The sequence below is a fragment of the Pantoea sp. CTOTU49201 genome, from assembly GCF_032054795.1.
Taxonomy (GTDB): domain Bacteria; phylum Pseudomonadota; class Gammaproteobacteria; order Enterobacterales; family Enterobacteriaceae; genus Pantoea; species Pantoea symbiotica.
Window position 1 is genome coordinate 1 of the sequence record NZ_DAMBSA010000121.1, and the last position, 11,215, is coordinate 11,215.

Annotated in this window: 10 protein-coding genes; 7 read left to right on the forward strand and 3 right to left on the reverse strand. The window is 48.7% G+C overall.

Going from position 1 to position 11,215, the window contains the following annotated elements; all coding sequences use genetic code 11:
* Window positions 1-176 precede the first annotated feature (176 nt).
* Window positions 177-3,668 carry an autotransporter outer membrane beta-barrel domain-containing protein gene (locus RTY00_RS10720; RefSeq protein ID WP_312664416.1) on the reverse strand — a complete coding sequence of 1,164 codons (3,492 nt, stop codon included), beginning with the start codon at window positions 3,666-3,668 and terminating at the stop codon, window positions 177-179.
* Between the two features lie 289 nt (window positions 3,669-3,957).
* Between RTY00_RS10720 and RTY00_RS10725 the strand changes: the two genes are divergently transcribed.
* From RTY00_RS10725 to RTY00_RS10740, 4 genes are all read left to right on the forward strand, one after another.
* Window positions 3,958-5,601, forward strand: a complete 1,644-nt coding sequence (locus RTY00_RS10725) for a methyl-accepting chemotaxis protein (protein ID WP_312664417.1) — start codon at window positions 3,958-3,960, stop codon at window positions 5,599-5,601.
* A 194-nt stretch (window positions 5,602-5,795) separates the two neighbouring features.
* Complete coding sequence (locus RTY00_RS10730) at window positions 5,796-6,245, forward strand: STM2901 family protein (RefSeq protein WP_312664418.1); 450 nt, start codon at window positions 5,796-5,798, stop codon at window positions 6,243-6,245.
* Entirely contained in the window at window positions 6,239-6,565 is a 327-nt protein-coding gene (locus tag RTY00_RS10735; protein WP_312664419.1) for a DUF1493 family protein, read from the forward strand. The genes RTY00_RS10730 and RTY00_RS10735 overlap by 7 nt, the downstream gene beginning before the upstream one ends.
* Window positions 6,566-6,579: 14 nt before the next feature.
* Window positions 6,580-7,065, forward strand: a complete 486-nt coding sequence (locus RTY00_RS10740; RefSeq protein WP_312664420.1) for a type VI secretion system tube protein TssD — start codon at window positions 6,580-6,582, stop codon at window positions 7,063-7,065.
* A gap of 102 nt (window positions 7,066-7,167) precedes the next feature.
* Here the strand turns inward: RTY00_RS10740 and RTY00_RS10745 are convergent, their stop codons facing one another.
* The gene (locus RTY00_RS10745; protein ID WP_312664421.1) at window positions 7,168-7,650 is read right to left on the reverse strand and encodes a cold shock domain-containing protein; all 483 of its coding nucleotides are present in this window, start codon (window positions 7,648-7,650) and stop codon (window positions 7,168-7,170) included.
* Between the two features lie 189 nt (window positions 7,651-7,839).
* Between RTY00_RS10745 and RTY00_RS10750 the strand changes: the two genes are divergently transcribed.
* Window positions 7,840-8,523 (forward strand): RluA family pseudouridine synthase, encoded by a 684-nt coding sequence (locus RTY00_RS10750; RefSeq protein ID WP_312664422.1) that lies wholly within the window; start codon window positions 7,840-7,842, stop codon window positions 8,521-8,523.
* 20 nt (window positions 8,524-8,543) lie between these two features.
* Here RTY00_RS10750 and RTY00_RS10755 read toward each other — a convergent pair whose 3' ends face one another.
* Window positions 8,544-9,083 carry a DUF2058 domain-containing protein gene (locus RTY00_RS10755; protein ID WP_154156752.1) on the reverse strand — a complete coding sequence of 180 codons (540 nt, stop codon included), beginning with the start codon at window positions 9,081-9,083 and terminating at the stop codon, window positions 8,544-8,546.
* 306 nt (window positions 9,084-9,389) lie between these two features.
* Between RTY00_RS10755 and RTY00_RS10760 the strand changes: the two genes are divergently transcribed.
* Window positions 9,390-10,373: a DUF1852 domain-containing protein gene (locus RTY00_RS10760; protein ID WP_312664423.1), complete on the forward strand. Its 984-nt coding sequence runs from the start codon at window positions 9,390-9,392 to the stop codon at window positions 10,371-10,373.
* A gap of 29 nt (window positions 10,374-10,402) precedes the next feature.
* On the forward strand, window positions 10,403-11,215 hold an 813-nt coding region (locus RTY00_RS10765), incomplete at its 3' end, for a methionine synthase (protein ID WP_312664424.1).

Genomic DNA, 11,215 nt, shown 5'->3' on the forward strand with positions numbered 1-11,215 from the left:
GACTTCAGAAGGCGTTGAGAAGGGATTGGTGATTACTAAAGAGAAGGATTTCGAGCTGGAAGGCCGCAGCCTGGCGCTGTTCCGCAGACCATAATGAACAATGAGCCGGTGCGCACAACTGCGCACCGGCTCATTGTTGTAGGGTCGCCATTCATGGCGACCTGCTACCCAACCAATCAGAAATTAACCTTCACGCCCACCATCGCACTGGTATCGCTGTAACCTTTATCCCCCATCTGCTGACCAATATTGCCCCACAGATTGACGGTTTTATTCAGCTTGGCATCGACACCCACTTTCACTTCGCCGAGGTTACGCGCACCAGCTTGCTGAACGCTGACTCCATTCATGCTGCTGCCGTAGCTTTCGGTGTTATGAACCCAGTTGGCTTCGATAAACGGTTCGAAGGTGCGGTTTTTGCCATCATCAATGGCGTTGTGGCCTTTGATATAGGCGCGAACACCCAGACGCGTTTGCACGTTGTTATCACCTTCACCGACCACACGCGTGCCGTTGTGCTCTTTATGGTCATCCGCTTTCACGCCCATCCATGTTGCCTGCGCTTTCGGTTGCAGATAGAAGCTGGAACGCTCGCTCATCTCCGCAACTTTGAAAGCGTAACCGGCTTCAACGGAGGCGGTAATGCCTTTGGATTTGTAGCTCTCTTCCGCGATGCCATCACCTTTCACGCTGTTGTCGAACCAGTTGTAGAGCATCCAGCTATCAACATACGCACCGGTCTTGTCCGCGTTATCCTGCAACCAGGTCGCGTAAACGCCGGTGCTGTAACCGTGCACCTGACCTTTCGACGTGTAACCCGTTACGTTGGAGTGCGTGTTACTTTGCGCATTTGCGTAGCCGCCCATCACGCCAAGGTGGAAGCGATCCGCACCGTTGCTGCTCCACTGAGCGATGTCGCCGCCTAACTGCATCACATAACGGTTGCCGGTGGTTTTCAGCTGGCCGGAGCTATCACTGAAGCGCGTGTGTCCACCTGCGTTACGCAGCCACAGGCTGGTCGCGTGTTTCTTACCATCTGCGCCGATGTAGTGCGTCTCGCCCAAGCGATCATCCAGCGAAGTGGTGAACAGCGTGTTCGCTGCCGCAAGGTTGGCTGCGTAGCTGCCCGCTTCAGGACGTGTAATCGGGAAACCTTTCACCGGCTTGCCCACATCGCCAGCGTTACCTGAACCGTTGCCCGGTGTACCCGTATCATCGCCTGGCGTGCCAGAACCATTGTCAGGATCGCCAGGGTTCGCGGGATTGCTGCCCGGATTACCCGGCGCAACATTATTACTGTTGCTCTCCAGCACCCATTTATTGGCATCCTGCACCAGATGATAATCGTAAGCACCCGCCACAATTCGGCCCTGCTGGGTGAACGTACCGTTCACGTCGCCATCGACGCGAATCAGCTCGATACCATCAATGGTTTGCGCGCCGGTGCCGCCAGCATTCTGTACCACCACGTTGCTATTACCGGTGTAATCACCGGTGATGTGCAGGTGATCGGTCTCTGAATGGTCATCCATCAGGTGCGTTTTAAAGTCGATAGTGCCGTTGGTGCTGTTCAGGCTGGACAAGGTCACCTGGCTAAAGCCGGTGCCAGGCGCGGTCATATTCAGCGTGGCATTATTCACCGTCAGATTGTCTACCGCAGAGTTCGATGTAACATTCCACTGGCTGCCATTCGACAGGTTCAGATTCTCCAGCGAACTTGTCGCTCCGTTCCAGACTGAATTATTGTCGAGGGTGATAATGTTTTTCGCGGTGTTGGCACGATCAATCACTACATCACCATTGAATACCGAGCCATTATCGCCGGTGAGTTCAACATTGCTCAGCACACCGGCGGTATTGCCAGCACCAGCGGATAACAGCGTTGCGCCGGATAACAAGCTGCCTGATGCTGTTACCTGCGCGTTCGCCGTTCCCATTACCATCATGGCAGTGCCTTCAGGCGCAGTAACGGCGCTGTCGGTCAGAGACAACGTGTTATTGCTGATAGCATCAGACTTGAACATTAAAGCGGTGCTGTTCGCACCCTGCATAGCGACCTGAGAATTACTCATCTCAACGTTATTATCACCCGCGGCCGAACCCATAGTCAGGCCAGTCGACATATCCAGCCCATCCTGGCTTTCAATATTCATGCGCAAATTATTCGCGACAATATTACTACCAGCGTATGCCTGAAGACCGGCACCTCTGACTGTGCTGTTTATTTCCACATTATCCAGCGTTGACTGAATACCGACTAACTGAATGCCGAACACATTAGTTCCTGTGGTATTTATCTGGACATTTTTCGCGTTGAATGTTGTGCCTGCGTCATGAGCATAAACTGCCGCCGCAGTATTGGCCTGTGAGCCATCATTATTGATTATCACGCTGTCGAGATTAACTGCGCCTTTGCCATAGGCCTCAACAGTTAATGATCCTCCATTAACAGTGGCGTTATTGATGTTTACTGCGCCCCCATTAATTGCCTGTACTGTTGAAGTCCCTCCAGTCGTGGTAATACTGCCGCCATCATAATTAACCACGGCATTACCGCCATTGGCACGAAGACCGTAAGAGTTGACACGGTCGGTAAAGATATTGGTGTTGGTCAGATTAATTGTGCCACCACCGTAAGCTAACACGGCTTCTGCGGATGCCCCTGTTGTGGTGATGTTGCTGTTATTGACGTTCAGTACGCTGCCCGCACCTGACGCTTTAGCTCCATTTGAAAAATGACCTTCAGCGGTAATCTCGCTGTTATTTACCGTCATCTGAGCACCGCCTGAAGCGAAAAGCGCATGGGCGGTATCACCTGTCGTATGGATGATGCTGTCACTAATGGTGGTATTGCCCGCTGCAGAGGTACCAACCACACCGAAAGCACCTTCTCCTGAGGTGTTGACTGAGCTGTTCGTCAGCGCCACATAGCTATTGGCGTTTTGTACGCCATAAGCGGTATTACCGTTGGTGGTGATGTGCACACCGTCGCCCGTTACATTAGCGCCATCTTTAATATAGATACCTTGTGCACCATTCGCCGCAGTCTCAATGGTGCTGTCCGTAAGAGTGACATTGCCCGTTGTACCCGCAGCAACAATGCCGGTGGCATTCGCCCCTGTGGTCGTCACGGAGCTATTCGCCAGGCTCACAGAACCATTGCTGGTCTGAATACCATAGGCGGTTGTTCCGCTGGTGGTGATATGCACACCATCACCGGTTACGCTACCCGCACCTTTGGCATAGATGCCTTGCGCGTTAGTGCCTGCGGTCTTGATCGTGGTGTTATCCAGTTTAATGGTGGCATTGGTATCGACGAAGGCACCAAAGCCAGCGGCAGCATTGGTGGTGACGCTACCGTTGCTGAAATTAATTACACCATTGTTAGTCGCACTCAATCCGCGCGCTAATTCGCCCGAACCGGTCGCCGTAATATCCTGACCGTCATAAGTTAGGGTTGCACCATTTGCAATAATCGACACAGCAAACACAGACGGAGACGCTAACGCCAGTGCAACAGCAACGCCAGAAAAAGCAAACGCTTTATAATTTGAGTTACCCGCGGCAACAGCTGAGGAACTTGATTTAACTTTGCCCTTAGCCAGCTCTGAAGCCACAACAAAACGCTGCATCGCTGCATTCCAGACCACACGAAATACTTTATTCATAGGATTTACTCTCTCTATACCCAGCAATTTTTAACCATTGCCAAAATGATAAAGAGCAGGTCTGTAGGAAAATATCGGAGAGCAAGCCGAGTCTTGTAGTCCATTACTTATCACGCATCCGAATCAGTCATCAGCGTCGGATGATGTTAATAATTAGTGTGATAAATAGCCGGAAGCATAAATCATCGATAAAAAAATTAACTAATTTCCTCAAACTGCCGATGGTTATTAATCTGCCCTCTACCCTGTGCTGCCAAAGCCGGGATGCCTTAAGATTAAGGATAATAAAATGAACATCTCCCAACGTCTGTTTGCCACATTTTCCATCCTGTTTGCTGCCATCATCCTACAAGCTGTACTTGCCATTTCTCTGCTTTCAGGTTTTCAGGATCGTTTTGAATACGTGCAGGCCAATGCGATTCCCTCGATCAAAGATCTTGGCAAATTGATTGATGGCAGTAACCAGTTGGCGCTAACGCTGTACAAACACAAAAGCCAGACCGACGACAGTAAAATGCCGGCGATTGAGAATGAGATCCAAAAACAGCTGGCGGATTTGAAATCACAAACCGATTACTACATGGCTAACGATATCTCCAATGATGAAGATAGGCGCTTAACGGAAGTCGCTTACGCCAATATTGAGCACGTCATCGCCGCGCTTCCGTCTTTCTTAGCCGCTTCGCGTGGCCATCAAAATGACATCAGCCTGGCGCTGATTGACGGGCAAACTGGCATCGGTGCCGCGATCCGTCAGCTGATCAGTGATTATCAAAAACAGCTGCAGCTAAATATCACTATTGGCGATGAACTGCGCGCCACCAACCGCAGCACCTTCCATTCCGTGCTGTGGACCACCATTGCTGGCGTTATCGCGACTGTGCTGATTTTTGGTTTGCTGTCGCTGTTCACCGTACTGCGTATTCGTCGCAGTTTGTCTGCCGCGGGCAAGGTGATGATGGCGGCCAGCGAGAACCTCGATTTAACTTTGAAGGCGGATGAAAGTCGTCGTGATGAAGTAGGCAATATGGCGCACTCGTTTAACATCCTGATGGATCGCGTATCAGGTGCTCTATCGTCCGTGCGCCAGGCGTCACAATCGGTTAGCAGCGCATCGGTGCAGATCACCGCAGGCAATGAAGATCTCTCATCACGTACAGAACAGCAGGCGGCATCGCTGGAACAAACCGCTGCCAGCATGACCGAACTGAGTGAAACGGTACGTCAGACTGCCGATAACACGCGCCAGGCGAGTCAGCTTGCCGCTAACGCCAGCGGATTATCGGAGAAGAGCAGCACATCACTGACCACCATGCTTTCAACCATGGATAACATTCGTGGTAGCTCGCGCAAAGTGAGCGAAATCGTCTCGATCATTGAAGGTATTGCTTTCCAGACTAACATTCTGGCACTGAACGCCGCTGTTGAAGCCGCGCGTGCCGGGGAACATGGCAAAGGATTCGCCGTGGTCGCCGGTGAAGTGCGTAACTTATCGCAGCGTTCCACCACCGCCGCGCGTGAAATCAAGACGCTGATTGAAGAGTCCCATCGTTTGACCGAAGCCGGTGCCGCGCAGGCCAGCGACGTGGGCCGCAATATGAGCGTAATGAATGATGCCATTCATCAGGTGAGCCAGCTGGTGGAAGAGATTGCCGCCGCCGCCGTTGAGCAGAGCCAGGGCATTGTGCAGGTGCAGCAAGCGGTGAATCAGATGGACGATGTCACGCAACAGAACGCCGCGCTGGTGGAAGAAGCTTCTGCCGCTTCGCAGTCGCTGCAGGAGCAAGCCGGAAATCTGAATCAGCTGGTGGGTAAATTCCATGTCGCGGGTGCAGGCGAGGTTAATCAGACGCAGGCTGTGGTGCGTACGGCTTCATACGTTAAGCCCTCGCGCGTTGCGGTGGTGAATGACGCGGATTGGCAGAGTTTTTAAGATGTTTTAGCCGGTGCGCATGAATGCGCACCCTACAAAAACGTAGGGTCGCCATTCATGGCGACCTAACTGCATTTGCCTGGCAAACTTTTCAATATCTACCCCGCTATTACTCGTTCCACACCTCTCTTTTGAACAAAAATTAGCGTTCATCCCACTGTAATCTGGCTGCCTGTCATTCAGGGAGGATGATTATGGATACGGTTGAGCAGCTAAATGGGACTTACTTCTATAAAGGAGTCAGCAATGTTTCAGCTGGCGAATTATTTTTCTGGATACTGTTGGATAAAATTGATGAGCATGTTGGCGGCATAAATAACATCGTTGCGGTGAGCAGCATTATTCTTGGTCTTCCTCTTCTTAGTACAAGAGGTAAGCCTGGAACTGCTACGCCTGGCACTTCAATTGCTTCTAAATATTCACGTCAAATGTTGAACGTGAAATTGCCACGCCCCTTACCAACGTTTACTAACGCTAGCATTAAGTTACTCAAGCCTATGTGGACAAACAATCTTGGTGCTTTTGTTGGTCGTACTGTACCTGTTGTAGGATGGGTATTACTGACAAAAGATGTCGCCCAAATAGTTTATAAAACAGTATCAACCTATAACATGATCGTCAGAGAAGAAGATCGAGTATGGTAGACGAAAATCAGGTATTAGACTTTTTCCGAGAAGAGTTATCTCTTATGACCACATGGAGACTAAAACCAATCCCGATTGAATTTGAAACTCCTCTTCAGGGCTACGCCGGATGGGATGAGTTACCTTATGCGATTGAGGATTTTGGAAAAAAATATAATGTCGATACAACAGTTATAAATTTTGATGCTTATTATCCCTGGAGAACAGAAACAGTTTTCCGAAAATACTTTTCGAAGGAACCCATACAACAAACCGTGAAGCCACTGACTGTCCGTATGTTCGCGGAATCGGCAAAGGCTGGGCGTTGGTTGTACGACTAACTAAGGAGATTCAAATGGCTATACCTGTTCACATGTTTATCAAAGATGATGGCGGAGCGGTCATCAGAGGTGGTTCAGATGTCATGCACCGTGAGGGCAGCATTGAATTACGTGGTGTTCAGCATCTTCTCTCTATTCCAACCGACAACAACACCGGGAAGCTAACAGGGACGCGGCAACATGCTCCGTTTATGTTCGAAAAAGAAATTGATTCCGCATCCCCTTATTTATATAAAGCGGTGGCAACGGGTCAGACGTTAAAGGAAGCTGAAATTAAGTGGTATCGCATCAGTGACGCCGGTCAGGAAGAAGAGTACTTCAATATATTAATGGAAGATGTAAAGGTCATATCCATATCGCCGATCATGCATGATACGCGTAATTGTCCTGGAACCGGACATATGGAAAGCGTTGCGTTTCGTTATGCGAAGATCACGTGGAAATATGTTGATGGCAACATTCAGTACACCGATGCATGGAATGAGAGGCCAACGGCCTAAAGCCAGAAGTGGAATTATTGAAAAGAAATTTATGCCAACCTAATTGATGCCGTAATCCTGCATATATAAGGCGCAGGATTTCGGCACAAAATCCAAATATTCTCAGACCTTCAGCATTTTCACTGTGGCATCAATATCGATTTCATCTGCCGTGAAAATCAAGGTGGTACCCTGAAAAGTGGTAATCGCCAGTTTTTTCAGTGAGCGCACTTCATCCGGCTTAATATCTGTTTTCGGCTTGATGCTATTCATCAAAATGCCAACTGACAGCACGGTATTCTCTTTATCGATACGCGTCTCAACCGGCACTTCTTCGCTGTAAACCACGTATGACTTGATCGACGTAAGCTTAAGGCGCTCACCGGCAATATAGATATATTTGCTTTCGGGTGAAACTTTCACTGCATAGGCTGACAAACCCTTGTTATTGGTTGTCGGCTCGAATGTCACCGCCGCATCTTTCTTGATCAGCTCAGGGTTAGCGACCTTAATCACATGGAAATAGCGGTTATCGCCATTTTCATCTTTGATAAATCCAAAACCTTTATCCTGAAACCAGGTTGTGATCGTTCCGTTCATCGCCATTGCCGCCTACCTAATCGTTATCTACTCAGTTTTTTCAGCGCGCAGTGTAAAGCACATTGCCTGCGCAGACCACGTCTTTGCTGTAAGTCTGGACGATAATTTTTGGCTATGCGAGTGCTTATCCACCAGATTCGCCAGCCAGTTGAAAATTCGCTATTATCCGCCTCCCTTCACAATCCGGGCGCTCTGATGTCTACCATTATCGATCACTTTATTGCCCCGCCTTGCAATGACGAGATTGAGATTCTTTATCAGGATGATCATCTGCTGCTGATCAATAAACCTGCTGGCTTGCTCAGCCTGTCGGGAAAAAATCCGCTCAATCTCGATTCAGTGCATCATCGGTTAGTAAAGCTGTTCCCCGGTTGCACGCTGGTGCATCGGCTGGATTTTGGGACATCGGGATTAATGGTGATTGCCCGCAACAAGGCGATTAATGCCGCATTGTGCCAGCAGTTTAGTCAGCGCAGCGTGACCAAGATTTATCACGCGCTGTTGTGTGGGCATCTGGCTGATGATGAAGGTGTGATCGACGCGCCAATTGCTAAAGATCCGGCGCTGTTTCCGCTAATGACGATTTGCGCAGTCAATGGCAAACCTGCTCGCTCACGTTATCGTGTCATTGAGCGTACGCATGAAGGGATGCTGCCATTAACGCGAGTAGAACTCACGCCAGAAACGGGACGCACCCATCAACTGCGCATTCACTGCCAGCAGTTGGGTCATCCGATTTTGGGTTGCGATCTGTATGGCGGGCGCTTGCTGCCCGGAAGCGAACAAACGCCGCGATTGATGTTACACGCCAGCGAAATGAATTTTATTCATCCGGTAAGCGGTGAGCCGGTAAACATCCGGAATGCCTGCCCATTCTGACAGCGCAACCGGCGTTTTGATTACCACATCAAATCATCTGGCACTTTGAAATCAGCGTACGGATCGTCTTCATCCTGCTCTTCCTGACTCAATGCGCTGTTCAATACGATACTGCTCGCATCTCGCTGTGCAATTTTATCCGCAACGCTGGCGGGAATAATCGCGTATTGACTCTCACCATTGCTATCAACGCTTAGTCGCGCGATGGCAAGGCGGCCATTAATCAGCTGCGTCTGGGTCAGCTTATCTACGTCGATTTTTTTGATCAGATTATTGTCGGTGAAATTAAAACCAATATTGCCTTTCGAAATATCGATTTTGTTCATTTCGATCAGCTGCTTAACCTGCGCTTTGTACTCTTTGGCTAAAGTCGCCTGTTTTTGTTGCTCACTCAGCTGCTTATCACGCTCCAGCTGCGCTTTTTTGTTCTCTTCCACTGCTTCTCTGGCTTCACGAGCCTGAACGCGTGATTTTTTTGCGGTTCTTTGGACTTTGTCCATTTTTTTGCTGCTGACTAAGCCTGCTTTCAGCATTTGCTCTTGTAAGGTGAGTTTTGCCATTTTCGTGTCTGACCGGTTAAAAAATTTGGGGAGAGTATACCTGCAATGATGAAGTCTGTGCCAGACCGCACGGCCTGACTGCTGAGCGCACGATCTTCATCGTCACTCTCATCATGAAATTCCTTCATGTTCGATGAAATTAAATCACTTTTTTTCAACCAGCGACTCAGGCATAAAAGTACCATCGTTAATAACTTAAAATAATATGAAGCCTGCTGATTGAGAGTACCCAAAAAGAACATGGGGAAAGCGTAAAAATCCAGCCACAGCAAGGCCTTATATTCGTAACCAGGACAGCAGACTAAAATGAATAACGCCTTTACTTTTACGGTTAAGAGCCTTCGTTTCGACGAAAATTACAATCCTTCGAGCAATACACGCATCACCACCAATTTTGCGAATCTGGCCCGCGGTGAGAAGCGTCAGGAGAATCTTCGCAACGCGCTGGTGATGATTGATAACCGCTTCAATTCTCTGGCGCATTGGGACAACCCGAAAAGCGATCGTTATGCGGTTGAGCTGGAGATTATTACGGCGGAACTGAATCTCGGTGCTGAAGGCAATGGCAATACCTTCCCAGTCATTGAAATATTGAAAACCAATATCGTTGATAAAAAAACCAATGAGCGCATGGAAGGGATTGTGGGCAATAACTTCTCTTCTTACGTGCGTGATTATGATTTCAGCGTCGTATTGTCAGAGCATAACAAGAGCCACACTGAATTCCGTACGCCAGATAACTTTGGCGATCTGCATGGCAATATCTTCAAAAACTTCGTTAACTCAGACGCATACAAAGCTAACTTCAATAAAGCACCGGTTATCTGCCTGAGCGTATCAAGTAAAAACACCTATTATCGTACCGGTAATGTACATCCGGTACTGGGCATCGAATATCAGCAGGATGAACTCTCACTGACTGATGAATATTTCGGAAAAATGGGCCTGCGGGCGCGTTATTTCATGCCGGCAAACAGTGCAGCGCCTTTGGCTTTCTATTTCCATGGCGATTTACTCAGTGATTACACCAATCTTGAGCTGATCGGTACCATCAGCACCATGGAGACGTTCCAAAAAATTTACCGCCCTGAGATTTACAATGCTAACTCGGCCGCCGGTAATCAGTATCAGCCAAGCTTAAATCATCAGGATTATTCTTTAACGCGAATTGTTTATGATCGAGAAGAACGTAGCCATTTGGCGGTTGAACAAGGGAAGTTCACGGAAGAGCGCTTTATTAAGCCTTACCAAACTATTCTTGAGCAATGGTTTGCTACTCCCGTTCTTTGATCACCCATAAAAATATAAGGTCACCTGCTATGAAAAAATTATTACCGACTTCCACTGCTGGTAGTTTGCCAAAACCATCGTGGCTGGCTCAGCCCGAAACATTGTGGTCGCCGTGGAAATTGCAAGATCAGGAATTAACCGACGGTAAACAAGATGCGCTGCGTTTGTGTCTGGAAGATCAGCAGCAGGCAGGTATTGATATCGTCAGTGATGGCGAGCAAACGCGTCAGCACTTTGTTACCACCTTTATTGAACACCTCAACGGCGTGGATTTTGAGAAGCGCGAGATCGTTAAAATCCGCGATCGTTATGATGCCAGTGTTCCAACCGTTGTGGGTCCGGTAAGCCGTCAAAAGTCGGTGTTTGTTGAAGATGCTAAGTTTTTGCGCCAGCAAACTGACCGTCCAATTAAATGGGCGCTGCCGGGTCCAATGACCATGATCGACACGCTTTATGATAACCACTATAAAAGCCGTGAAAAACTGGCATGGGAATTCGCTAAAATTCTCAATGAAGAAGCCAAAGAGTTAGAAGCGGTGGGCGTCGATATTATTCAGTTTGATGAGCCTGCATTTAACGTCTTCTTTGACGAAGTGAATGATTGGGGTATTGCTACCCTGGAAAGAGCCATCGAAGGTCTGAAATGCGAAACCGCTGTGCATATTTGCTACGGTTACGGCATTAAAGCGAATACCGACTGGAAAAAGACGCTGGGTACCGAGTGGCGTCAATATGAAGAGATCTTCCCTAAACTGCAGAAGTCGAATATCGATATCATCTCACTGGAATGTCAAAACTCCCATGTGCCGATGGAATTGATGGAACTGATTCGAGGCAAAAAA